At 71.3% G+C, this 23,019-nt stretch carries 21 protein-coding genes; 17 read left to right on the forward strand and 4 right to left on the reverse strand.

Going from position 1 to position 23,019, the window contains the following annotated elements:
• The first annotated feature begins 31 nt into the window (after window positions 1-31).
• The 3 genes from AB0M51_RS05355 to AB0M51_RS05365 are packed head-to-tail and all read left to right on the forward strand — an operon-like array spanning window position 32 to window position 3,510.
• Entirely contained in the window at window positions 32-2,131 is a 2,100-nt protein-coding gene (locus AB0M51_RS05355) for an alkaline phosphatase family protein (RefSeq protein WP_344197090.1), read from the forward strand.
• A complete protein-coding gene (locus AB0M51_RS05360) occupies window positions 2,132-2,896 on the forward strand; it encodes an MBL fold metallo-hydrolase (protein WP_344197088.1) in 765 nt (254 codons plus the stop codon).
• Entirely contained in the window at window positions 2,893-3,510 is a 618-nt protein-coding gene (locus AB0M51_RS05365) for a VTT domain-containing protein (RefSeq protein ID WP_344197086.1), read from the forward strand. Before AB0M51_RS05360 ends, AB0M51_RS05365 begins: the two co-directional genes overlap by 4 nt.
• Here the strand turns inward: AB0M51_RS05365 and AB0M51_RS05370 are convergent.
• Window positions 3,496-4,137 (reverse strand): TIGR03085 family metal-binding protein, encoded by a 642-nt coding sequence (locus AB0M51_RS05370; protein ID WP_344197085.1) that lies wholly within the window; start codon window positions 4,135-4,137, stop codon window positions 3,496-3,498. The genes AB0M51_RS05365 and AB0M51_RS05370 overlap by 15 nt on opposite strands.
• A gap of 99 nt (window positions 4,138-4,236) precedes the next feature.
• Between AB0M51_RS05370 and AB0M51_RS05375 the strand changes: the two genes are divergently transcribed.
• Both AB0M51_RS05375 and AB0M51_RS05380 read left to right on the forward strand, forming a co-directional pair.
• Window positions 4,237-6,063, forward strand: coding sequence for an ABC transporter ATP-binding protein (locus AB0M51_RS05375; protein ID WP_344197083.1), 1,827 nt, complete (start codon window positions 4,237-4,239; stop codon window positions 6,061-6,063).
• Window positions 6,060-7,856, forward strand: coding sequence for an ABC transporter ATP-binding protein (locus tag AB0M51_RS05380; RefSeq protein WP_363748152.1), 1,797 nt, complete (start codon window positions 6,060-6,062; stop codon window positions 7,854-7,856). Before AB0M51_RS05375 ends, AB0M51_RS05380 begins: the two co-directional genes overlap by 4 nt.
• 106 nt (window positions 7,857-7,962) lie before the next feature.
• Here the strand turns inward: AB0M51_RS05380 and AB0M51_RS05385 are convergent, their stop codons facing one another.
• The gene (locus AB0M51_RS05385) at window positions 7,963-9,057 is read right to left on the reverse strand and encodes a hypothetical protein (RefSeq protein ID WP_344197080.1); all 1,095 of its coding nucleotides are present in this window, start codon (window positions 9,055-9,057) and stop codon (window positions 7,963-7,965) included.
• Window positions 9,058-9,230: 173 nt separating this feature from the next.
• On the opposite strand from AB0M51_RS05385, the gene AB0M51_RS05390 reads away from it, so the two are divergent.
• A complete protein-coding gene (locus AB0M51_RS05390; RefSeq protein WP_344197078.1) occupies window positions 9,231-10,085 on the forward strand; it encodes a GNAT family N-acetyltransferase in 855 nt (284 codons plus the stop codon).
• Here the strand turns inward: AB0M51_RS05390 and AB0M51_RS05395 are convergent.
• Window positions 10,082-11,197 carry a dipeptidase gene (locus AB0M51_RS05395; RefSeq protein ID WP_344197077.1) on the reverse strand — a complete coding sequence of 372 codons (1,116 nt, stop codon included), beginning with the start codon at window positions 11,195-11,197 and terminating at the stop codon, window positions 10,082-10,084. The two genes, AB0M51_RS05390 and AB0M51_RS05395, sit on opposite strands and share 4 nt — an antisense overlap.
• Before the next feature lie 89 nt (window positions 11,198-11,286).
• Here AB0M51_RS05395 and hisI point away from each other — a divergent pair, with 89 nt between their 5' ends.
• From hisI to lgt, 11 genes are all read left to right on the forward strand, one after another.
• Window positions 11,287-11,619, forward strand: coding sequence for a phosphoribosyl-AMP cyclohydrolase (hisI, locus tag AB0M51_RS05400; RefSeq protein WP_344197075.1), 333 nt, complete (start codon window positions 11,287-11,289; stop codon window positions 11,617-11,619).
• A complete protein-coding gene (locus AB0M51_RS05405; protein WP_344197073.1) occupies window positions 11,616-13,106 on the forward strand; it encodes an anthranilate synthase component I in 1,491 nt (496 codons plus the stop codon). Before hisI ends, AB0M51_RS05405 begins: the two co-directional genes overlap by 4 nt.
• Window positions 13,103-13,633 carry a Trp biosynthesis-associated membrane protein gene (locus AB0M51_RS05410; protein WP_344197071.1) on the forward strand — a complete coding sequence of 177 codons (531 nt, stop codon included), beginning with the start codon at window positions 13,103-13,105 and terminating at the stop codon, window positions 13,631-13,633. Before AB0M51_RS05405 ends, AB0M51_RS05410 begins: the two co-directional genes overlap by 4 nt.
• 54 nt (window positions 13,634-13,687) lie before the next feature.
• On the forward strand, window positions 13,688-13,945 hold the full coding sequence (locus AB0M51_RS05415; RefSeq protein WP_344197066.1) for an HGxxPAAW family protein: 258 nt from the start codon (window positions 13,688-13,690) through the stop codon (window positions 13,943-13,945).
• 14 nt (window positions 13,946-13,959) lie between these two features.
• Window positions 13,960-14,766, forward strand: a complete 807-nt coding sequence (gene trpC / locus AB0M51_RS05420; RefSeq protein WP_344197064.1) for an indole-3-glycerol phosphate synthase TrpC — start codon at window positions 13,960-13,962, stop codon at window positions 14,764-14,766.
• A 76-nt stretch (window positions 14,767-14,842) separates the two neighbouring features.
• The gene (gene trpB / locus AB0M51_RS05425) at window positions 14,843-16,051 is read left to right on the forward strand and encodes a tryptophan synthase subunit beta (RefSeq protein WP_344197062.1); all 1,209 of its coding nucleotides are present in this window, start codon (window positions 14,843-14,845) and stop codon (window positions 16,049-16,051) included.
• Entirely contained in the window at window positions 16,048-16,869 is an 822-nt protein-coding gene (trpA, locus tag AB0M51_RS05430) for a tryptophan synthase subunit alpha (RefSeq protein ID WP_344197060.1), read from the forward strand. The genes trpB and trpA overlap by 4 nt, the downstream gene beginning before the upstream one ends.
• A gap of 7 nt (window positions 16,870-16,876) precedes the next feature.
• On the forward strand, window positions 16,877-17,533 hold the full coding sequence (locus tag AB0M51_RS05435) for an SCO family protein (RefSeq protein WP_344197058.1): 657 nt from the start codon (window positions 16,877-16,879) through the stop codon (window positions 17,531-17,533).
• Complete coding sequence (locus AB0M51_RS05440; protein WP_344197056.1) at window positions 17,530-18,015, forward strand: MauE/DoxX family redox-associated membrane protein; 486 nt, start codon at window positions 17,530-17,532, stop codon at window positions 18,013-18,015. Before AB0M51_RS05435 ends, AB0M51_RS05440 begins: the two co-directional genes overlap by 4 nt.
• Window positions 18,012-18,722, forward strand: coding sequence for a thioredoxin domain-containing protein (locus AB0M51_RS05445; protein ID WP_344197054.1), 711 nt, complete (start codon window positions 18,012-18,014; stop codon window positions 18,720-18,722). The genes AB0M51_RS05440 and AB0M51_RS05445 overlap by 4 nt, the downstream gene beginning before the upstream one ends.
• Window positions 18,723-18,794: 72 nt before the next feature.
• Complete coding sequence (gene lgt / locus AB0M51_RS05450) at window positions 18,795-19,799, forward strand: prolipoprotein diacylglyceryl transferase (protein WP_344197052.1); 1,005 nt, start codon at window positions 18,795-18,797, stop codon at window positions 19,797-19,799.
• A gap of 4 nt (window positions 19,800-19,803) precedes the next feature.
• Here the strand turns inward: lgt and AB0M51_RS05455 are convergent, their stop codons facing one another.
• Entirely contained in the window at window positions 19,804-23,019 is a 3,216-nt protein-coding gene (locus AB0M51_RS05455; RefSeq protein WP_344197050.1) for a tetratricopeptide repeat protein, read from the reverse strand.

The raw sequence follows: 23,019 nt of genomic DNA on the forward strand, positions 1-23,019 counted from the left end.
GCATTTCTTGGGCACTACGGGGAAGCAGGCGATGGCAAAACCACCAGAACAGGTCTCCCGCAGACGACGTCCGGTATGGCTGGATCTCCGCCGTACCGGACGTGGCCTGGGAGCCATGCTGTACGGCGGGCTCGCGTCGCTGATCACGCTGACCCTGACGTTCTGGCTGCTCCCGCAGATCAGCAGCGACGGCCGGCTGCCGGTCCTCCGGCTGATCGTGCTGCTGGCGGTGTTCTCGGTGCTGATGCGCTGGATCCTCGCCGGGGTCGCGGTCCTGATCGGCTCGATCGGCGTCCTCGTCGGCGGACTGCTGTCGCAGTTCGCGGTGGTGTACCTCGGGATCACCGTCGACCCCGGCGTGGACCTGCACGGCGGGGTCGAGGCGCCGGTGCTGGTGTCGATCGTGATGTCGTCGATCAGCGCCTTCGTCGGCTGGGTCGCGTACGCGGGCAGTGACGACGCGTACGTCGCCGAGGTGATGCGGGTCGTGCACCGCCGGGCCCGGCGGATCCAGCCCGCGTCGAAGACCGGGATGCTGATCGTCCAGATCGACGGCCTGTCGGCGCCGCTGCTGAACTGGATGGTGCTGGCGGGCAACCTGCCGAACCTCGGCGGCTGGATCCGGGACGGCAACCACTCGCTGCAGACCTGGCACACCGGCGTCCCGGCGACCACGCCCGCGAGCCAGGCGGGCATCCTGCACGGCGGCTCGACGCACATCCCGGCGTTCCGGTGGTACGAGAAGGAGACCGGCCGGGTGATGGTCACCAACCGGGCCCGGGACGCGGCGGAGATCGAGAAGCGGATGTCGACCGGGCGCGGGCTGCTCGCGGACGGCGGCGTCAGCATCAGCAACAACTGGTCCGGCGACGCCGAGAGGTGCGAGCTGGTCTTCAGCCGGGCCGCCCTGCCGACCAGCCGCAGCCGGGGCTACATCCGGTTCTTCTCCAGCCCGCAGGGTGCCGCGCGCGGCCTGATCCTGTGCGTGGCGGAGGTGATCAAGGAGCTGCACCAAGCCCGCCGGCAGCGCGTCCGGCACCTGGTCCCGCGGGTGAAGCGCGGCGGCGGGTACATCTTCCTGCGCGCGATCACCAACGTTCTGCTTCGCGACCTGAACGTCTCGCTGATCACCGACGAGCTGGTCAAGGGCACGCCGGTGATCTACTGCGACTTCGTCGACTACGACGAGGTCGCGCACCACGCCGGCCCGACCCGCGCCGAGTCGCTGCAGACCCTGGAGGGCCTGGACCGGGTGCTCGGTGCACTGCGCCGGATCATCGACATCCTGCCGCACTCGTACGAGATCGTCGTCCTGTCCGACCACGGCCAGAGCCAGGGGTCGACGTTCCTGCAGCGGTACGGGCGGACCCTCGCCGAGGTGGTCGACGACCTGGTCGACACCACCAAGGAGCCGGTGCAGGCGGTCGGCCGCTCGGAGGGCTGGGGCCAGGTGAACGCGTTCCTCACCGAGCTCACGATGGGCCGCAGCGTCGCCGGATCGGTGACCCGGAAGGCGCTGCACGTGAAGACCGGCGAGGTCGAGCTCGGCCCGAAGGACTGCGAGCCGCAGATCGCGGCCGACGAGCAGATGGTCGTCACCGCGTCCGGCAACCTCGCGCTGATCTACCTCGCGACCACCCCCGGCCGGGTGCCGCTGGAGGAGATCGAGCTGCTGCACCCGAAGCTGATCCCGGGCCTCGCGACCCATCCCGGCATCGGGTTCGTGGTCGTCGACTCGCTCGCCGAGGGCCCGGTCGCCATCGGCGCCGCCGGGGTGCACGTCCTGCGCTCCGGGCGCGTCGAGGGGGAGGACCCGTTGACGCCGTACGGCGAGCTCGCGGCCGCCTCGATGCTCCGGCAGGCGGAGATGCCGCACAACGGGGACCTCGTCGTGGTCAGCCGGGTCGACGACTACACCCATGAGGTGGCGGCGTTCGAGGAGCTGGTCGGGTGCCACGGCGGGATCGGCGGCTGGCAGACCGAGGCGGTGCTGGTGCACCCGAGCCGCTGGGTGTTGAGCGAGCCTCCCGTAGGCTCGGACGCGGTACACGAGGTGCTGATCGGCTGGCTGGAGAAGCTGGGGCAGCGCAAGGACCAGCGAGAACCGGTCGAGTCGAAGGTAGAGGCCTGAATGCACGTCACCTGGTGGGGTCATGCCACCACCACGATCGAGGCGGACGGCACCCGGCTCCTCACGGACCCGGTGCTGACCGCGCGAATCGCGCACCTGCGCCGCCGCCGCGGCCCGGCGCCGTTGCCCGAGGCCGGTGACTGCGACGCCGTGCTGGTGTCGCACCTGCACGCCGACCACCTGCACCTGACGTCGTTGCCGTTCATCTCGCCGGACGCCGCGCTGGTGGTGCCGCGCGGTGCCGCGAAGCTGATCCACGCCGACAGCGGGCCGCTGTACTCGGACCGCTGCATCGAGGTTGCTCCCGGCAACCAGCTGAAGATCGGGGCGTTGCAGATCGACGTCGTCACGGCGCACCACGACGGCCGCCGGCTGCCGTGGTCGTCGTACAGCGCGCCGGCGGTCGGGTACCGGATCGACAGCTCGCCGAGCGTCTGGTTCGCCGGGGACACCGACCTGTACGACGGTCTCGCGGCCGAGGCCGGGCCGGTCGACGTCGCGCTGGTGCCGGTCGGCGGCTGGGGGCCGTCGCTCGGGCCCGGGCACCTGGACCCGGTCCGGGCCGCGGAGGCGGTGCGGCGGGTCGGCGCGGCGACCGCGGTGCCGGTACATTTCGGGACGTTCTGGCCGATCGGCTGCGACTGGATCAAGCCGGAGCTGTTTCTGCCACCGGGGGAGAGGTTCAAGACCGCGATGACCAACGTCGATCCCGGGGTCAAGGTCGAGGTCCTCACACCGGGCGGTTCGCTCGAGGTTCCCTCATGACCGGCGATGCCACCTTCGACCTCTGGTATCTGTTCGCGTTGGCGGGAGCTGTTCTGGTCGGGGCGGTCCTCCCGGTGCTGCCGACGGGTGCCGCGGTGTCGGCAGGCGCCGTACTGGCGTCGCACAGCAACCCGATCGGGCTGGTCGGCGTACTGATCGCGGGCGCGGCCGGGGCGTACGCCGGTGACCTGATCGTGTACGCCGGGTGCCGTTTCGGCGGGGAGCGGCTGGCGAAGCGGATCGGGTGGTTGCGGGACAACGCGTCACTCGACGCGCTCAAGGACCGGCTGGCCGAGCACGAGATCAGCGTGCTGCTCACCTCCCGGCTGATCCCGGGCGGCCGGGTCCCGGTGCTGCTCGCCGCCGGACTCGCCGGGTACCGGTGGGAGCGGTTCGCGCTCGTCGACCTGACCGCGTCGTCGCTGTGGGCCGCCGTCTACATGGCCATCGGCCTGCTCGGCTACGCCCTCTTCGACGAGCCGTGGCAGGGCGTACTGGCCGCGATCGTGCTGGTTGTCCTCACCACGGTCGTGAGCAGTCTGATCCAGCGTGCCCGCCGCGGGGCGAAGGCCGGGGCAGCGACGGGATCAGAGCCCGAGTCACAGCCCGAATGACGCGTTGCGGAGCTGCTCCACAGCCTCCGGGTCGCCGTCGAGCTGCACGTCGGCGACTGCCTGCCGTCCGCTGCAGAACAACGTCAGCTCAGCGGGTTCCCCGGTCACCGTGACCGAGCCCAGCGCGGTCGGCTGCTTCGCGACCACGCTCGTCCCGTCGGGCCGCATGAGCACCAGGCCGGTCGGCGACTTGCGGGCCATCGACCTCGCCGCCAGCTTGATCCCCTTCCACAGCCCGTCCTGCTGATCGGCCGGCAGCGTGCGGACCTCGTACGACGGCTGCGCGCGGCGGACGTCCTCGTGGTGGATGAAGTACTCCGCGGTGTTGATCTGCGGCCCGAGCTTCGGGACCGCGAACAGCGACGCGCGCGGCGGCCCGTTCCGCACCTTGTCGACCACCTCGGCGAACCCGTATCTCTCCTTGGCCCGCGCCATCCGCCGCTCGGTGGTGTCCGCCAGCGCCGAGATCACCAGACCCGGTCCGGCCACCGGATCCGCCTCCCGGACGTACAGGTGCACCGCGAGGTCGTAGGCGTCCCAGCCCTCGCAGAGAGTCGGCGCGGCAGGCCCGACCCCGTCGAACAGATCACAGAGTGCGAGTCGTTCTACCCGGCTGTAGTCGGTCACATACTCGATCGTAGTTGTCGGGTGTGAATGGCAGAATGTCAATCGTTGTCATTCCCGTGCCTGGTGTTCGCACCTGACTGTCCCTGGAGCGTGTTGCCCGTGCCACCGAAAGTCCCAGACAAGGGCAGCGTCACCCGGCGGGGGTTCGGGGTGCTGCGCGTCGCGATCTGGGAGGAGCCGGGCATCTTCGCGCTGTCCGTGCTCGCCAGCATGCTGTACGGCGGGATGACCGTGGCCGGCGGCTGGGCGCTCGGCTGGTCCACCGACCACCTGATCCGCCCGGCGTTCGAGCGCGGCGACGTCAGCGGCGGCACGATCGCGGCGCTGATCTCGCTGTTCATCGGGATCGCGATCCTGAACGCGATCGGTGTCGTCGGGCGCCGGCTCGGGGCGGGCGTGATGCAGTTCCGGCTGCAGGCGACGTACCGCCGCCGGGTCACCCGGCAGTACCTGAAGCTCCCGCTCGAGTGGCACCACCAGCACTCGACCGGGATGTTGCTCTCGAACGCGAACGCCGACGTGGAGTCGACCTGGTTCGTGATCGCGCCGCTGCCGATGGCGATCGGCGTGATCGCGATGCTGGTGTTCGCGACCGTCGCGATGTTCGCCGCGGACGTCTGGCTGGCGCTCGTCGGCTGCCTGGTGTTCCCGCTGGTGTTCGTCGCGAACGTGATCTTCCAGCGGTACCTGCAGCCGCTCGCGACGCGCGCGCAGCAGCTCCGGGCGGACGTGTCCGAGGTCGCGCACGAGTCGTTCGACGGCGCGCTCGTGGTGAAGACGCTGGGCCGGGAGGCGGCCGAGACCGAGCGGTTCCGCGAGCCGACGTACGCGCTCCGGGACGCGAACATCGCGGTGAACAAGGCGCGCGGCATGTTCGATCCGGTGATCGACGGCCTGCCGCGGCTCGGCGTCCTCGCGGTGCTGCTGGTCGGCGTCGGGCGGGTGAAGTCCGGCGGTGCCGACGCGGGTGACGTGGTCCAGGTGGCGTTCCTGTTCACGCTGATCGGGTTCCCGATCCGGGCGCTCGGCTGGGTGCTCGGCGAGCTCCCGCGTTCGGTCGTCGGCTGGGACCGGGTGCAGCGCGTGCTGACCGCCGAGGGCGGGATGGAGTACGGCGACGCCCGGCTGACCTCGTCGACGGCGGCCCGGCTGCAGGTGGCCGGCGTCCGGTTCGGGTACCTCCCGGAGCGCGACGTGCTCGCCGGTGTGGACTTCACCGTCGAGCCCGGCCGGACCGTCGCGGTCGTCGGTCCGACCGGGGCCGGGAAGTCCACGATGACCACGCTGCTGACCCGGCTGGTCGACCCGGAGCAGGGCGCGGTGAAGATCGACGGCACCGACCTGCGCGACCTGGCCCGCGACGAGCTGGCCGGATCGGTCGCCCTGGTCGCGCAGACCGCGTTCCTGTTCGACGACACCATCCGCGGCAACATCACGCTCGGCGGCGAGTACACCGACGACGACGTCTGGGACGCGCTCCGGATCGCCCAGGGCGACGGGTTCGTGAAGGCGCTGCCGGACGGCCTGGACACCAAGGTCGGCGAGCGCGGTACGTCGCTGTCCGGCGGGCAGCGGCAGCGGATCGCGCTGGCCCGCGCGCTGGTCCGGCGGCCGCGGCTGCTGATCCTGGACGACGCGACGAGCGCGGTCGACCCGCAGGTCGAGGCGCGGATCCTCGCGGGCCTGCGGTCCGCCGTCCAGGACGACGCCGGGTCCGCGACGACCGTGCTGGTGATCGCGTACCGGAAGGCGACGATCTCGCTCGCCGACGAGGTGCTGTTCCTCGACGACGGCCGGATCCAGGCGCACGGCTCGCACACCGAGCTGCAGGCGTCGACGCCGGCGTACCGGGACCTGGTGGACGCGTACGAGAAGGACGCCGAACGGCGCGAGGAAGAGCTCGACGAGGAAGAGGTTTCAGCGTGAGCACGGCAGAGGCCAGCCGGGTCGACCACGGCGACAACGCGGGCGGGATGCAGACCCTCAAGGAGGGCCTGAAGGTCTCGCCCGAGCTGGCGCGCGGATGGTGGCTGACCGGGATCCTCGCCCTGACCATGACGGCGGGGCGGATCGTCGTGCCGATCGCCGTCCAGCAGACCATCGACAAGGGGCTGTCCGGACCGAACGGCCCGAACACGTCGTACGTCGCCTGGATGTGCCTGGTGTGCGCGCTCGGCGTGATCGTCACCGCGGGCGCGTCGTACCTGACCACCGTCCGCCTCGCGATCAATTCCGAGCACGGACTGGCGACGATGCGGATCAAGGCGTTCCGGCACGTGCACGACCTGCCGGTGCTGACCCAGAGCACGGAGCGCCGCGGCGCTCTGGTCAGCCGGGTCACGTCCGACGTCGACACGGTGTCGCAGTTCCTGCAGTTCGGCGGGTTCATCTTCCTGGTCAGCCTGGGCCAGATGTTCCTCGCGACGATCGTGATGTTCTTCTACTCGTGGCAGCTCGCGCTGGTGGTGCTGGTCTGTTTCGTCCCGCTGTTCGCCAGCCTCAAGTACCTGCAGCGCGCGATGTCGGCGGCGTACGGCGTGGTCCGGGCGAAGGTCGGGGAGATGCTGTCCGCGATCGCCGAGCCGGTGGTCGGCGCGCAGGTCGTCCGCTCGTACGCGATCGAGCAGCGCACCCAGGACCGGATCGACGCCTCGATCGAGGACTACCGCAAGACCGCGACCAAGGCGCAGGCGATCACCGGTGTGACGTTCTCGATCGGCGGACTCGCCGCGGGGCTGGCGAACGCCGGCGTACTGACGGTCGGCGTGCTGCTAGGCGTGGACAAGCAGGCGACGCTGGGTGAGCTGCTCGCGTTCATGTTCCTGGTGGCGCTGTTCTCGGACCCGGTGCAGATCGCGACCCAGGTGCTGACCGACGCACAGAGCGCGTTCGCCGGCTGGCGGCGGGTGCTCGGCGTGATCGCCACCCCGGCCGACGTCGCCGACCCGGGCGAGGACGGCGTACGGCAGGCCCGCGGGCCGATCACGGTCGACTTCGACGACGTCGACTTCGCCTACCCGGAGGGCGAGCTGGTGCTGCGGGACGTCGACGTCCGGATCGAGCCGCGACGGCGGGTCGCGGTCGTCGGGGAGACCGGGTCCGGCAAGACCACATTCGCGAAGCTGCTCACCCGGCTGATGGACCCGACGTCCGGAGCGGTCCGGCTGGACGGGGTGGACGCCCGGGAGATCTCGTTCGACTCGCTGCGGGAGCGGGTCGTGATGGTGCCGCAGGACGGGTACCTGTTCGACGCGTCACTGGCCGACAACGTGCGGTTCGGGCGGCCGGAGGTGACCGACGCGGAGCTGCTGGCCGCGTTCGAGTCGCTCGGGCTGACGGACTGGCTGGAGTCGCTGCCGGACGGGCTGGACTCACCGGTCGGTCAGCGCGGCGAGTCGCTGTCCGCGGGGGAGCGGCAGCTGGTCGCGCTGGTCCGCGCGAACATCGCGGACCCGGACCTGCTGGTGCTCGACGAGGCGACCTCGGCGGTCGACCCCGGCACCGAGGTGCGGGTGAACGCGGCGCTCGAGAGGCTGATGGCCGGGCGTACGTCGGTGACGATCGCGCACCGGCTGTCGACGGCCGAGGCCGCGGACGAAATCCTGGTGTTCGACGAAGGGGTCGTCGTCGAGCGCGGGCCACATGCTCGGCTGGTCGCGGCAGGTGGGGTCTACAGCAGGCTGCACGAGAGCTGGATCGCGCAGCGTAGTGCGGTGTGATGTACCGAAGAACGGGTAGTCCTCGCCGTCGGCAGCGGTGGTCACGCTCGGCGTGAGCTGCCGACGGGCGAGGACGGTCAGTACTACCCGTTCTCCGGTACAGGCCTTACGGGGTCGGCGCGCTGCCGTTGCTCGGCCCCGGCTGCGGGACGAGCAGGAACTCCACCCCGCCCTTGTCGTCCACTGCCGCGTCCAGGATCTTGTCGTCGAGGGCGTTCGCGGCGTTCTGCTCGAGGAAGACCCGGGCACCCGCCTCCTCGACGACCTGGTCACCCGGTTGCGGAGCCTCGGTCGTGGTCACCGCGAGCGCCGGATCCGCCGGGTTCTCCTGCGAGATCCGCACCCCGGCTCCGTCCGGCGCGCCCTCGACCCCGGTGATGCTCTTGATCACCAGCGTCGCGTTCTCAGTCAGGGTCAGCACAGCCCACTCCATCCGTCGGTTGTCATAGCTCCCGCCCCGTGCCCCCACGCCGAAATCACAAACACCGCCCCGACCGCCGGCCCCGCCGCCCGCCCCAGCCGCCCGCACCCCGCGGCGCGCTCGAGGGGCCACTTTGTGCACGGCGTCCGTACGGCGGATCGATGGAATCACGGATCTCGTGCACAAAGTGCCCGCCCGCAAGCCGCCCGCGCCTTCCGCACCCCCGGGCCAGCGGCACTGACGCTGCAGAACCGCCTCGAGGTCGGTGAGCGAGACCGATCCGGACAGGGCGTGGTCGACGGTGACCACGGCCTCACGCAGGGGCACTTCGCGCGCGATGTCGACCGCGGCTCGCGCGGATGACGTGAGCCATAGGCCTCGACGCAGTTGCAGATCTGGTTCGGAGAGCGTTGCCCGGCGCAGGACGACGCCGGAGCGCTTCAGGTTGCGGCGTAAACCCGGTTCGCAGGTGAGCCAGATCGGGCCGGGCCGAAGCCTCCGCTCGTGATCGGTCCACGTACGGAGTCCCGCGAGATCGGCGGCGGTGAAGTGGCTGATGACCGACCGCGGATGTGCCGCCTGCGCACACGCTGCCCTGGCGAGGTTTCGATCGAGCTCGCCGGAGACGTACCGACCGTAGGCGCGCTGCAGGTGGCCGTTGCGCAGGAGCCGCTCGACCTCGTACTTGCGCAGGCCCAGCTCCATCAGTTCGACGTGTCTCAGCGGCCTGGCGAGCCGGCGGACAAGCCGCTCCCGCACCCCGTCATCCAGTCGCTCCACCCCCCAATCCTCCCGGAAACCACGCGCCGCCGCGCGAGTGCCTGTGGACAACTCGACTTTGTGCACCGGATCCGCGTGCCGAGAGCCCGGCCGTACGGATGTGGTGCACAAAGACGGCCGATCTTGTGGGGGCGGGGGTGTGAGCGGGGGTGGGGATGGTGTGGGATCGGGGGATGGCGATCGAGTTGAGTACTGCGGGGGCCGGGGAGTTGGGCGGCGTCGTCGATGTGTTGCGGGAGTGGACCCGGGAGGACGTGCCGCTGCAGCTGCATCCGGGGGATCTCGGGTGGTTCTGGCGGTTCGGGATCGAGGCGACCGCGGCCGCGACCCGGATCTGGCGGCGGGACGGGGAGATCGTCGCGATCGGCCTGCTCGACGAGCCGGACTGGTTGCGGACGGCGATCGCTCCCGAGCTGCAGCGTGACGAGGAGCTGGCCCGGCAGATCGCGGCGGACTTGACCGGCGTACTGGTCGAGGGGAAGGTGTTCGTCGAGACGCCGATGGGCGCGATGGTGCAGGACCTGCTGTTCAAGGAGGGCTGGAACGCGGACGCACCCTGGGTCCCGGTCCGCCGCGACCTCAGCGCCCCGGTGCCGGACCCGGGCGCGCGTGTCGACGTGATCGGCGCGGAGGAGGCACACGAGCGAGTCGGCGTTCAGCGGGCGTCCTTCGCCGGGTCCACGTTCACGAACGAGCGCTGGTTCGCGATGTCCGACGGCCTGCCGTACGAGGACGCGCGGTGCCTGGTGCTCCGCAACGACCTCGGCGAGTCGGTGGCGGCCGCGACCGTCTGGTCGGCCGGTGCGGGACGCCCGGGCTACGTGGAGCCGATGGGCGTCCACAACCTGCACCGGGGCCGCGGGTACGGCACCAAGATGGTGCTCGGCTGCGCTCAGGCCTTGCAGGAAATGGGCGCGTCCAGCGTCTACACGGTCACGCCCGCGACCAACGTCGGCGCGGTGGCGACGTACCAGGCCGCGGGTCTCCAGCCACTCGAGGAGATCCGCGCCCAGTACCGGCAGGCCTAGGCGGTCGCGACGTCGTCCGCGGCCCGGAGCACCCGGAGAATGTTGCCGCTGGCAAGTTTGCCGAGGTCCTCGTCACTCCAGCCGCGGTCGGCCAGCGCCGCGAACAGCACCGGGTACGACGCCACGTCCGGCAGCTCCGCCGGGAAGTCCGGGCAGCCGTCGTAGTCGCCGCCGACCCCGATGTGGTCGATCCCGGCGACCTCCCGGACGTGCTCGACGTGCGCGACCACGTCCGCGAGCGTGGCCTGCGGCCGCGGCCGGCCGACGAGTTCCTCGACCTGCGCGCGGTGCTCCGGGCCGTGCACGTTCACGCCGGCCTCCTTCGCCTTGGCCTGTGCGTCGGTCACCCAGTCGGCGTACGCCTGCGAGACGAACATCGGCACGAACGTCACCATGCAGACGCCGTCGTTGGCGGCCAGCGTCTCCAGGACGTCGTCCGGCGCGTTCCGCGGTACGTCGCAGACCGCGCGGGCCGACGAGTGGCTGAAGATCGCCGGCGCGCTCGTCACCCGGAGCGCGTGCCGCATGGTGTCCGCGGAGACGTGCGAGAGGTCGACCAGCATGCCGATCCGGTTCATCTCGCGGACGACCTGCTCGCCGAACTCGTTCAGCCCGCCGAGCACCGGCTCGTCGGTCGCGGAGTCCGCCCAGGACACGTTGTCGTTGTGCGTCAGCGTCATGTACCGGACGCCGAGCGCGCGCATCACCCGCAGGACGCCGAGCGACTCGCCGATCGAGTGGCCGCCCTCCATCCCGGTCAGCGACGCGACCCGGCCCTCCTTCATCGCGGCCTCGACGTCGTCGGCGGTGTCCGCGAGCTGCAGGTCGTCGGGGAACCGCTCGACCAGCCGCCGGACGAAGTCCAGCTGCTCGAAGGTCCGCCGTACGGCGTGCTCGTCCTGTGGCACCCAGAGCGACCAGAACTGCCCGCCGACGTGCCCGGTCCGCAGCCGCGGCAGGTCCGTGTTCAGCTGTGGCACCGGTCCGGCGAGATCGTGCGCGTCCAGGTCGTACCCGCACAACTCGTAGAACGCGATCGGCAGGTCGTTGTGCCCGTCGATCACCGGATGGTCCGCCAGCACCGCCTGAACCCGCGCCTCACTCGTCGTCATGAAGGTCATCTTGTCAGCAATCCCCGCGCGGGGGTTCGTCGGCGCACACCGTTGTCGGGCCCCGACCTGTGATCAGCGACAATGGACGGGTGAACATCGACGAGTTGACCTTCGACGTGGCCGGGCTGATCCCGGCAGTGGTGCAGCAGTACGACACGCGCGAGGTCCTGATGGTGGGCTGGATGAACGCCGAGGCTGTACGCCGTACCGCGGAGACCGGACGCGGCACGTTCTGGTCGCGCAGCCGGCAGCAGTACTGGGTGAAGGGCGAGACCAGCGGCCATCGTCAGCACGTCAAGCAGATCCTCGTCGACTGCGACGCGGACACCCTGCTGCTGCTCGTCGACCAGGAGGGCCCGGCCTGCCACACCGGCACCCGCAGCTGCTTCGAGCACGGCGAGATCGAGGTGGGGGCCCGATGACCGTCCCCGAGCTGGAGACGTTCCGCGAGTACGCGAAGGACCGCCGGGTCATCCCGGTCACCCGCCGGCTGCTGGCCGACGCGGAGACCCCGATCGGGGTGTACGGCAAGCTGGCCGCCGAGCGCGAGGGCACGTTCCTGCTGGAGTCCGCGGAGAACGGCGGTGTCTGGTCGCGGTACTCGTTCATCGGCGTCCGCTCGGCCGCGACCCTGACCGAGCGGAACGGCGAGGCCGTCTGGACCGGCAACCCGCCGGTCGGCCTGCCGCAGACCGGCGACCCGCTGCGGGCCCTCCGCGAGACGCTGGAGATCCTGCACACCCCGCGGCTCCCGGGCCTGCCGCCGCTCACCGGCGGTATGGTCGGCTTCCTCGGGTACGACGCCGTCCGCCGGCTGGAGCGGTTGCCGGACACAACGACAGACGACCTCGGGCTGCCCGAGCTGACGTTCCTGTTCGCCACCGACCTGGCCGCCCTCGACCACGAGACCGGCGAGATCTGGCTGATCGCGAACGCGGTCAACTGGGACGACTCCGACGACCGGGTCGACGAGGCGTACGCGGACGCCGTCCGGCGGCTGGACGCGATGGAGCGGGACCTGGCCCGGCCGACCCCGTCGTACGTCGTGCGCGCCGACCGGCAGGCCCAGCCCGACCCGCACCGGCAGCGGTCGAGCGCGGAGTACCGCCAGGCCGTCGAGCACGCCAAGGAAGAGATCCGCGCGGGCGAGGCGTTCCAGATCGTCGTCTCGCAGCGATTCGAGCTGCCGAGCACCGCGTCCGCGCTGGACATCTACCGGGTGCTGAGAAGGTCGAACCCGAGCCCGTACATGTACCTGGTCCGCCTGGACGGCTTCGACATCGTCGGCTCCAGCCCGGAGGCCCTGGTCAAGGTCACCGAGAACAAGGTGATCCTGCACCCGATCGCCGGCACCCGCCGCCGCGGCGCGACGCCGGAGGAGGACCACGCGCTGGAGGAGGAGCTGCGCGCGGACGCCAAGGAGCGCGCCGAGCACCTGATGCTCGTCGATCTCGGCCGCAACGACGTCGGCCGGGTCTGTGCGCCGGGCACCGTCGAGGTCGTGGACTTCATGGACGTCCGGCGGTACAGCCACGTGATGCACCTGGAGTCAACGGTGACCGGCCAGTTGGCGGCCGGCCGGACGGCGTTCGACGCGCTCACCGCCGCGTTCCCGGCCGGAACGTTGTCCGGGGCACCGAAACCGCGGGCGATGGAGATCATCGACAAGCTCGAGGTCACCCGGCGCGGGGTGTACGGCGGCGTGGTCGGCTACCTGGACTTCGCCGGCGACGCGGACACCGCGATCGCGATCCGGACCGCGGTGCTCCGCGGCGGGACGGCGTACGTACAGGCCGGTGCCGGGATCGTCGCGGACTCGGACCCGGCCGCCGAGGACGCGGAGTGCCGGACCAAGGCGGCCGCCGTACTGAACGCGATCGCGGTCGCGGGAACGTTCAGCGAAGTATGAGGTTCCAGCGGATCGTCGACCTGCTCGCCGTCGCGGCGCTGGTGCTGCTCGGGCTGTCCGGCTACCTGACCTGGGTGTCCGCGGATCCGGGCAACGGGCGGCAGGCGGTCCATCTCAACGGCTACACGATTACGAAGGCGCCGGTCACGTTCGCGCTCGCGGGCGTGATCGCCGTGGTGGTCACCAAACTCGCCGGGACAGCCTTGCGGAGAGTTCTGGGCGGGCTGGTGGCGCTGCTCGGGGTGGGCGCGGTCGTCGTCGCCCTGACAGTGCGCCCCGACGGCGCCGAGCTGAGCAGGCTGCGGCCGGAGCTGAGCGACGTGGTTGCCAACCAGGTGACGCAGACGCTCGGGCCCGCGCCGTGGCTGGCCCTCGCGGGTGGGATCGCGCTGACGGCGGCAGGTCTGCTGACCGTGCTGACGGCGCAGGGATGGCGGCGGCCGAGCCGGCGGTACGAGCGTGATCCGGGCGCGGCACCGGCCGATCAGTGGAAGGCGATCGACGCCGGGGAGGACCCGACTCTCTGATCGCCGAGGGCTACCGCCACAATAGGACGGGACGACGAGGAGGAGTGGCGCCAGATGAACAATACGGTGGCGAATCAAGGGGCCGACCGGATCGAGGAGGAGGCTCCGCACGATCTGCACGGCAACAGCCCCGCGGCGTGGACGGCGGTGGCGATCGTGCTGATCGCGTTCACCATCGGCGCCATCGCGATGGTGCTCGGCCCGAACTGGGTGCTGTTCTGGATCTCGGTCGGCATCGCGGTGCTCGGTGCGCTGGCCGGCAAGGTGCTGCAGCTGCTCGGCTTCGGGGTCCCGGCCGACGGCGACCACTGAAGGGGCGATCGGACATGACTGTGCTTGACGACATCCTCGCCGGGGTCCGTGCGGACCTCGCGGAGCGCCAGGCGCGGGTCAGCCTGGACGACCTGAAGCTGGAGGCCCAGCGGAAGCCGGACGCCAAGGACCCGATGCCGGTGTTCCGCGGCGACGGGATCGCGGTGATCGCCGAGGTGAAGCGGTCCAGCCCGTCCAGGGGCGAGCTGGCCGAGATCACCGACCCGGCCGCGCTGGCCGGGGAGTACGAGCAGGGAGGCGCCGCGGCGATCTCGGTGCTTACCGAGGAGCGCCGGTTCAACGGCAGCCTCGACGACCTGCGGGCGGTCCGCGGCCGGGTCGACGTACCCGTGCTGCGCAAGGACTTCATCGTCTCGTCGTACCAGCTCTGGGAGGCGCGGGCGGCGGGCGCCGACATGGTGCTGCTGATCGCGGCGGCGCTGGAGCAGGAGGCGCTGGTCTCGCTGATCGAGCGGGCCCAGTCGATCGGCCTCTGCCCGCTGGTCGAGGTGCACGACGAGGAGGAGACGCGGCGTGCGGTGGACGCCGGCGCCCAGCTCATCGGCGTGAACAACCGGAACCTGAAGACCCTCGAGGTCGACCGGGACACCTTCGCCCGGGTCGCGCCGACGATCCCGACCGAGCTGGTCCGGGTGGCCGAGTCCGGCGTCCGCGGCCCGCATGATGTAATCGAGTTCGCGCGCGCCGGGGCCGATGTCGTCCTCGTCGGTGAAACTCTGGTGACCGGCCGCGATCCCCGCGCCTCGGTCGCCGACCTCGTCGCCGCCGGATCGCACCCCGCCATCCAGCAGCGGCACTAGAACGCCCGCCCGGTCCAAACGGTGCGGGGCCGTAACTCTCCCGCGCCGTACGGGCCGGGTCGGAAGGTTTTGTCGGATGAGTACTGTGCTGCCCGACCAGTTCGGGCACTTCGGCCGTTTCGGCGGCAGGTTCATGCCGGAGGCGCTGATCGCGCCGCTCGACGAGCTCACGACGGCGTGGCGCGAGGCCATGGCCGACCCGGAGTTCACCGCTGACTTCGAGCGGATGCTGCGCGAGTACATCGGCGCCCCGAGCCTGCTGTACGACGCGACCCGGCTGTCGGACGTCGCCGGTGCGCGGATCCTGCTGAAGCGCGAGGACCTGAACCACACCGGCGCGCACAAGATCCGGAACGCGATCGGCCAGGCGCTGCTGACCAAGCGGATGGGCAAGCCGCGGGTGATCGCCGAGACCGGCGCCGGCCAGCACGGCGTCGCGACCGCGACCGCCTGCGCGTACCTCGGCCTCGAGTGCGTGGTCTACATGGGCGAGGTCGACACCGAGCGGCAGGCGCTGAACGTGGCCCGGATGCGGCTGCTCGGTGCCGAGGTGATCTCGGTCAAGACCGGCAGCCGGACGCTGAAGGACGCGATCAACGACGCGCTCCGCGACTGGGTCGCGAGCGTGGACAAGACGCACTACATCCTCGGTACGGCGGCCGGTTCGCACCCGTTCCCGGCGATGGTCCGGGACTTCGTCCGCGGTATCGGCGACGAGGCCCGCGAGCAGACGCTCGCCCTGACCGGGAAGCTGCCGGACGCCGCGGTCGCGTCGGTCGGCGGCGGGTCGAACGCGATCGGCCTGTTCACCGCGTTCATCCCGGACGAGTCCGTGAAGCTGTACGGCATCGAGCCGGGTGGCGACGGGTTCGAGACCGGCCGGCACGCGGCGACGATCACCGCCGGGCAGGTCGGCGTACTGCACGGTGCGCGCTCGTTCCTGCTGCAGGACGACGACGGGCAGACGATCGAGTCGCACTCGATCTCCGCCGGGCTGGACTACCCGGGCGTCGGCCCGGAGCACGCGTGGCTGGCCGAGACCGGGCGGGCGACGTACCGGCCGATCACCGACGCGGAGGCGATGGAGGCGTTCCGGCTGCTGTCCCGGACCGAAGGCATCATCCCGGCGATCGAGTCCGCGCACGCGGTCGCGGGCGCGCTGGACATCGCCAAGGAACTGGGGCCGGAGGCAACCATCCTGGTGAACCTCTCGGGACGCGGCGACAAGGACATGGACACGGCCGCGACCTGGTTCGGGCTGGGCGAGAAGGGATCCGGGGAATGAACGACGTTGCCCTGGGCAAGGCCGGAGCCGCGATCCGGAAGGCGAACGACGCCGGCCGCGGGGCCTTCATCGGGTACCTGCCGGCCGGCTACCCGACGTACGACGGCGCACTCGACGGGCTGAAGGCGCTCGTCGACGGCGGCGCCGACGTGATCGAGCTGGGCCTGCCGTACAGCGACCCGGTGATGGACGGCGTCACGATCCAGCGGGCCACCGAGATCGCGCGCGCCGGCGGCCTGCGCACCCGCGACGTGCTCAGCACGGTCGAGAAGCTCGCGGCGTACTCCGACGTCCCGGTGCTCGTGATGACGTACTGGAACCCGATCGAGCGGTACGGCGTGGACCGGTTCGCGGCCGACTTCGCCGGCGTCGGGGGAGCGGGGCTGATCACGCCCGACCTGATCCCGGACGAGGGCGCCGAGTGGATCGCGGCGGCGGACAAGCACGACCTGGACAAGGTGTTCCTGGTCTCGCCGTCCTCGACCGACGAGCGGATCGCGATGACCACGGCGGCCTGCCGCGGGTTCGTGTACGCGACCGCTGTGATGGGCGTCACCGGCGCGCGGGACAAGCCGTCGGACCTGGCGGCGCCGTTGGTGGCCCGGACGCACGCGGTGACCGGGCTGCCGGTCGGCGTCGGTCTCGGCATCTCCAACGGCGACCAGGCGGCCGGCGTGACCGCGTTCGCGGACGCGGCGATCGTCGGTGCGGCGCTGGTCCGGGCGCTCGGCGACGGCGGCCCCGCCGCTGTCCGCACCCTCGCCGAGGACCTGTCCGCGGGCGTCCGCCGGGAACCACGCAAGCCGGCCGATCGTTAGTAGACGCGTGAGTCGAACCAGGAACGCTGTGCTCCTGTTGGCGGCGGTGGCTCTGCTGGCCCTCGCAGGCTGCGGCGGCAATCAGCAGAAGGCGGACAACCCCGGCGGAGCCGTCATCCGCAGCAGCCAGGACCCGAACGGGATGCGCGGCGCGACGCTGGACCGTCCGTACTCGATGCCTGCGGCCACCTTGACCGACACGAGCGGCAACCCGTTCAACCTGGTCACCTCGACGAAGAAGCCGGTCACGCTGGTGTTCTTCGGGTACACGAACTGCCCGGACGTCTGCCCGACCGTGATGGCCGACGTCGCGTCCGCGCTGACCAAGCTGGACAAGCCGGTGCAGGACCAGATCCAGATGCTGTTCATCACCACGGACCCGGCGCGCGACACCGGGCCGGTGATCCGCAAGTACCTGGACCGGTTCGACCCGTCGTTCGTCGGGCTGACCGGGTCGCTGACGTCGATCAAGGACGTCGCGAAGGCGGTCGGCGTACCGGTCGAGGGCATGCAGAAGCTGCCGTCCGGCGGGTACGAGGTCGGTCACGGAGCGCAGGTGATCGGCTTCGGCAAGGACGACAAGGCGACCGTGATCTGGCTGTCGAACGCCGCGATCGGCGACCTGGTGCACGACTTCGGGAAGCTGGTCGAGGACAACCAGTGAAGCGGCGGGGCTGGTTCGGGTGGGTCTCGCTGGGGGCACGGCTGCTGCTCGGCGGCGTGATGCTGGTGGCCGGCGCGATGAAGGTCACCGATCCGGAGACGGCCGCGCAGGCGGTCCGTGCGTACGAGCTGCTGCCGTCGTCGCTGGTGCAGCCGGTCGGCTGGGGCCTGCCGTTCCTGGAGATCGCGATCGGGCTGCTGCTGATCGTCGGCTTCGGCGTCCGGGCGTCCGCGGCCGCCGCCGGGGTGTTCCTGGTCGCGTTCGTGGTCGCGGTGTCGTCGGCCTGGGCGCGCGGGCTGTCGATCGACTGCGGCTGTTTCGGCGGCGGCGGGCAGGTCGCGCCGGGACAGACGAAGTACCTGCAGGAGATCCTGCGGGACGTCGGCCTGCTGGTGCTGGCCGGCTGGCTGTGGGTGTACCCGGCCAGCAAGTTCGCTGTCGTCGCTGAAACCAAAGGACCGCAAGGAGTCACCGCGTCGTGAGCAATCCCGTGAACCCGTTGGCGCAGCAGCCGAAACGCCGGATCGCACCCGGCGTCGTCGTGGTCGTCATCCTGGTACTGGCGCTGGCCGCTGGTGTCGGCGTGCAGTACTACCGCGGGCACTCCAAGGTCGAGGTGACGTCGACCGGGCGGGCCGAGCCGGCCGTCATCACCGGTCCGGGGACGTCCGGCAAGGGCGTCACGGTCGGCAAGACCGGCGCGAAGGTGAACATCGACCTGTACCTCGACTTCCGCTGCCCGCACTGCGCGGACTTCGAGAAGGAGAGCGGCGCGACCATCGACAAGCTGGTCGCGGACGGTACCGCGACGCTCACGTACTGGCCGCTGCAGTTCGTGAACCCGAGCGCCTCACCGCGGCTGGCGAACGCGTTCGCCGCGGCCGCCGCGAACGGCAAGGCGCTGGGCTTCGCCGACCAGCTGTACGGCGACTTCACCAAGTCCTGGACCACCGACCAGCTGATCGAGCTCGGCCAGCAGCTCGGCGTCGGCGACGCGAAGTACCAGCAGGCGCTGAAGGACAACACGTACGCGGGCTGGCTCGAGTCGGTCGGGAAGGCCGCCGACGACCGCGGTGTGACCGGTACGCCGACCGTCTACCTGAACGGCAAGCAGCTCCCGGCCGACCAGTTGACCGCCGAGGGCCTGCAAAAGGGCGTGGATGCTGCTGTGGCTGAGGCTGCATCGTGACCGTGGGTTTGTGGCCGTGCCCGGGCAGGTCGAGTAGCGTTCCCACTTGCCATGTCTAGTTTGAGTCTTGCCGTGACGGTTCCGGCGTTCATCCCCAGCCCGAGCCAGGGCGTCTGGCACGTTCTCGGCCTGCCGATCCGCGCGTACGCGCTGTGCATCCTGGCCGGCATCTTCGCCGGGTACTGGCTCGGCCGCCGCCGCTGGGTGGCCCGCGGCGGATCCGCGCCGGTGCTCGCCGACATCATTTTCTGGGCGATCCCGTTCGGCCTGGTCGGCGCGCGGATCTACCACGTGATCACCGACGCCGAGCTGTACTTCGGTCCCGGCAAGCACCCGATCGACGCGCTGAAGATCTGGCACGGCGGGCTGGGCATCTGGGGCGCGGTCGGGTTCGGCGCGCTCGGCGCCTGGATCGCCTGCCGGCGGGCGAAGGTGCCGTTCCTGGCGGTCGCCGACGCGATGGCGCCCGGGATCGCGCTGGCGCAGATCTTCGGCCGCTTCGGCAACTACTTCAACCAGGAACTTTACGGCCGTACCACCAACCTGCCCTGGGCGCTGGAGATCGACACGAAGGACCCCGACGGTAAGGTCATCGGCCACACGCTGCACCACCCGACGTTCCTCTACGAAGCGATCTGGAACCTCGGCGTGGTCGCCCTCGTCCTGCTCGTCGACCGCCGCTTCAAGCTCGGCCACGGCCGCGCGTTCTTCCTCTACGTCGCCGCCTACACCGCGGGCCGCGCCTGGATCGAGAACCTCCGCGTCGACACCGTCAACCACATCTTCGGCCTCCGCCTGAACGTGTGGACCGCGCTGATCATGTTCGTGCTCGCGGTGATCGCCTTCGTGATCAGCGCCCGCAAACGCCCCGGCCAGGAAGACATCACCTCCGGCCCGGCCGCCGGCGCGTCCCCCGCGACCGAAGCAGCACCGGAAGCCGCCGAGGCGACCGACCAGCCCGAGAACACGCCCGAAGCCGAGCCTCAGACCGAGCCTCAGCCCGAGTCTCAGTCGACGTCCCAGTCCGTGCAGGACACGCCCGGCCCGACCCATCACAGCGGTCCGCGCCTGAAGTAGCGTCCTAGGTCGTCGGCACCCCGGCCGGCCCGGGCACCGGCTGCCCTTCGGGTACGTCGGCGAGCTTCATCCGCAGCCGGGCAGCCGACGTACCGAGCTCGTCCGTCGTCTCCACCCCGACCGCCTCGAGCACCGACAAGGCGTGCCGCCACCGGCGCGCCGCCTCCTCGCCGCGTCCGAGCATGGCCAGTGCGTCACCCAGCCCGTCCTGCGCACGAGCCTGATCGACCGGCTGATGCAGCGCGGTCGCCAACTCCAGCGCGCGTTGATGGGCGGCCAGAGCCGCCTCCGGTTCCGCCAGCGCCAGCCGCAGCCGGCCGAACCCCTGGTGCACCTCGAACAGCCAGTTCTGCGACCCCATCTCGCGCGCGAGGACCAGCGTCCGCTCGCGGGCCTGCTCGGCCTCCTCCAGCCGCCCGAGCTCCAGGTACACGTGCGCCAGCCCGTCCAGCACCCGAAGCTCGTTGTGCCGGTTGTCCGTCGCTCGGGCATGTTCCAGTGCACGCTCGTAGTAGTCCAGCGCAAGCTCCAGCTCGCCGAGCTGCAGCCGGATGTGGCCGATCGCGGCGAGGAACTTCCCGGTGGACCGCGGCCGGGTCCGCTGGGCCGCCGCCAGGGCTCGTTCGCGGTAGTCCAGCGCCAGCAGGTGCTCGCCGTACCGGACGTGCATCCAGCCGATCGCGTTGAGCAGGTCGAGCTGAGCGTGTTCGTCGCCGATCTCCTCCGCGATGCCGAGCGCCGTTCGCAACTCGGCCACTGCGGCGTCGCGGTGTTCCTGCAGACCGTAGACGTTGGCCACACCCTCGATGGCCCGCAGTTCGCCCAACCGGTAGCCCGCTGTTTGTGCCGCGGTCCGGGCCTGGCCGAAGGTCTCGATCGCGTCCGGGTAGGAGCCCCGCAATCGCGACACCTCGCCGAGGCGGTTGAGGACGTTGACCTCGGTGGTGACGTCCCCCGACGCGCGGACGACGGCCAGCGCCCTCCGGAGCAGCGCGGTCTTCGCGTCGTACTGGCCGAGGTCGCGGAGGCACCAGTACAGGGACTCGGCCAGGTGTACGACGCAGTGGTCCGGGGCCAGGGCCTGGACGAGGAGGGCGGTGGGTAGTTCGTTGTCGATCCAGTCGCGGGCCGCCTCCGGGGTGCTGACGATCGGCGGCAGGCCGTGGGTGGCGAGGTCCAGCTCGGGTGCGCGCAGTGCGGCGACCTCGGACGCGGACTGGCAGTAGTGCTCGACGATCCGGGCGACCGCCGTACGCCGATCGTCCGGCGTCTCCTCGGCGGCGCGGGCGGCATGGTCCTTCACGAGGTCGTGGAAGCGGTAGCGCCCGGGGACCGGCTCCTCCAGCAGGTGCGCCTCCAGCAGGCGCTCGAGAACACCCGTGGTCGCGGCGGTGTCGAGCCCGAGCAACGGTGCCGCCGACCAGACCCGGAACTCGGCGCCGGGGTGTACGCCGAGCAGCCGATAGCCGCGGCGGAGACCGGCGGAGAGCTCGCGGTACGACAGGTCGATCGCCGCGGCGACGCTCCGCGGGCCCGAGGTGAGTTCGGCCAGCCGCTCGTGGTTCCGCAGCCGGTCCAGGAGGTCCTCGGGTCGCCACGATCGATGCGTACGGAGCCGCGCGGCGGATATCCGGAGCGCGAGTGGAAGCCGCCCGCACCACTCGACGAGCTCCGCCAGGACGGCCGGAGACGACCCGGCGACCCGGTCGGGGCCGGCGATCCGGGTGAACAGCTCGATCGCGGTCGGCTGTTCCAGCGTCTCGAGCGAGACGGCGGCCGTCGCGTCGAGGCCGGTCAGGCGCAGCCGGCTGGTGACGATGACACCGCTGTCCGGTGTCCCCGGCAGCAGCGGCCGGACCTGGGCCTCGGTGGCGGCGTTGTCGAGCACGATCAGCACCCGCCGCCGGGCCAGCAGGCTGCGCAGCAGCCCGGCCCGGTCCTCCAGCTCCAGCGGGATCCGCCGGTCCGGTACGCCGAACGCCACCAGCAACCGTCCGAGCGCGTCCCCGGCCGCGACCGGAGCTACTCCCTCCGAGTGGCCGTGGAGGTCGAGGAACACCTGTCCGTCGGGATACCGGGTCGTCAGCCGATGCGCTGCCCGCAACGCGAGCGCGGTCTTGCCGACACCCGGCATACCGTCGATCGCGGCGACCAGCGGACCGTCGGTGCCGGTCAGGATCGCCAGCTCACGGTCGCGCCCGAGGAAGTCGGGCGCCTCCGCCGGCAGCGCCTCCGGCGCCACCGGCTCGCCGGACGGCAGGTCGGACGGCGGCAGGTCGGAGTGCGGCAGGTCGGAGTGCAGCAGGTCGGAGTGCGGCGGCCCGGAGTGCGGCAGGTTGGAGTGCGGCGCCCCGGAGGGCGCCAGGTTCGAGGGCGGCAGGTTCGAGTGCAGCGGCCCGGAGGCCGGCAGGTTGGAGGGCGGCAGGTTCGAGTGCGGCGCTCCGGAGGGCGGCAGGTTGAAGGGTGGGCGGTTGGAGGGCGGGCGGTCGGCGGGTAGGTGCAGGGCGGTGTCGGTCGCGAGCAGGTGGGCGTGCAGGGCCTGGAGTTCCGGGCCGGGGCCGACGCCGAGTTCGTCGGCGAGGCGGCTGCGGATCACGTCGTACAGGCCGAGCGCCTCGGCGGAGCGGCCGGTCCGGACGAGGGCTCGCAGCAGGCGGACCCACAGCGACTCGCGGAGCGGGTGGTCGCCGGTCAGCTGCCGCAGCTCGGCGAGCAGCTCGGCCGGCGGTTCGTCGACGAGGTCTGCCCGTCGCTCGATCGCCCCGAGCCGCAGCTCCTCCAGCCGGGGGAGAACCGTCGTGCTCAACCAGTCCGAATCCGTACCCAGGAACGGCTGCCCGGTCCAGACCGCCAGCGCCGCGGTGATCGCGTCCGGACCGGCCGCCTCCCGGAGCGCGCGCTCGAACCGCAGTACGTCGACCTGCTCCGGCCGGACCGCGAGGCAGTAACTGGTGCCGGCCGTCCGTACGACGTCCGCGCCGACGGCCCGGCGGAGCCGGAACACCATCGCGTGCAGGCTCTGCCGCACCCGGTCCGGGAGGTCGTCACCCCAGATCCGGTCGGCGAGCGCCTCGAGCGGCACGGACTCACCCGCCGCGACCGCGAGTACGGCGACCAGCGTGCGCATCCGGGTGCCGTTGAACGTGACCGGCGTACCGCTGACGGTCACCTGGACAGGCCCGAACAGGCAGATCCGCACCTCGGGCGAGACCCCGGTCAT

The sequence above is a fragment of the Kribbella sp. NPDC051137 genome (assembly GCF_040682535.1).
Classification (GTDB): domain Bacteria; phylum Actinomycetota; class Actinomycetes; order Propionibacteriales; family Kribbellaceae; genus Kribbella; species Kribbella karoonensis.

Excerpts from the sequence above, each read along its gene's own strand:
- AB0M51_RS05355 (WP_344197090.1), top strand. The coding sequence starts at position 32 with ATGGCAAAACCACCAGAACAGGTCTCCCGCAGACGACGTCCGGTATGG.
- AB0M51_RS05360 (WP_344197088.1), top strand. The coding sequence starts at position 2,132 with ATGCACGTCACCTGGTGGGGTCATGCCACCACCACGATCGAGGCGGAC.
- AB0M51_RS05365 (WP_344197086.1), top strand. The coding sequence starts at position 2,893 with ATGACCGGCGATGCCACCTTCGACCTCTGGTATCTGTTCGCGTTGGCG.
- AB0M51_RS05390 (WP_344197078.1), top strand. The coding sequence starts at position 9,231 with ATGGCGATCGAGTTGAGTACTGCGGGGGCCGGGGAGTTGGGCGGCGTC.
- AB0M51_RS05395 (WP_344197077.1), bottom strand. The coding sequence starts at position 11,197 with ATGACGACGAGTGAGGCGCGGGTTCAGGCGGTGCTGGCGGACCATCCG.
- AB0M51_RS05405 (WP_344197073.1), top strand. The coding sequence starts at position 11,616 with ATGACCGTCCCCGAGCTGGAGACGTTCCGCGAGTACGCGAAGGACCGC.
- AB0M51_RS05410 (WP_344197071.1), top strand. The coding sequence starts at position 13,103 with ATGAGGTTCCAGCGGATCGTCGACCTGCTCGCCGTCGCGGCGCTGGTG.
- AB0M51_RS05415 (WP_344197066.1), top strand. The coding sequence starts at position 13,688 with ATGAACAATACGGTGGCGAATCAAGGGGCCGACCGGATCGAGGAGGAG.
- trpC (WP_344197064.1), top strand. The coding sequence starts at position 13,960 with ATGACTGTGCTTGACGACATCCTCGCCGGGGTCCGTGCGGACCTCGCG.
- trpB (WP_344197062.1), top strand. The coding sequence starts at position 14,843 with ATGAGTACTGTGCTGCCCGACCAGTTCGGGCACTTCGGCCGTTTCGGC.
- trpA (WP_344197060.1), top strand. The coding sequence starts at position 16,048 with ATGAACGACGTTGCCCTGGGCAAGGCCGGAGCCGCGATCCGGAAGGCG.
- AB0M51_RS05455 (WP_344197050.1), bottom strand. The coding sequence starts at position 23,019 with ATGACCGGGGTCTCGCCCGAGGTGCGGATCTGCCTGTTCGGGCCTGTC.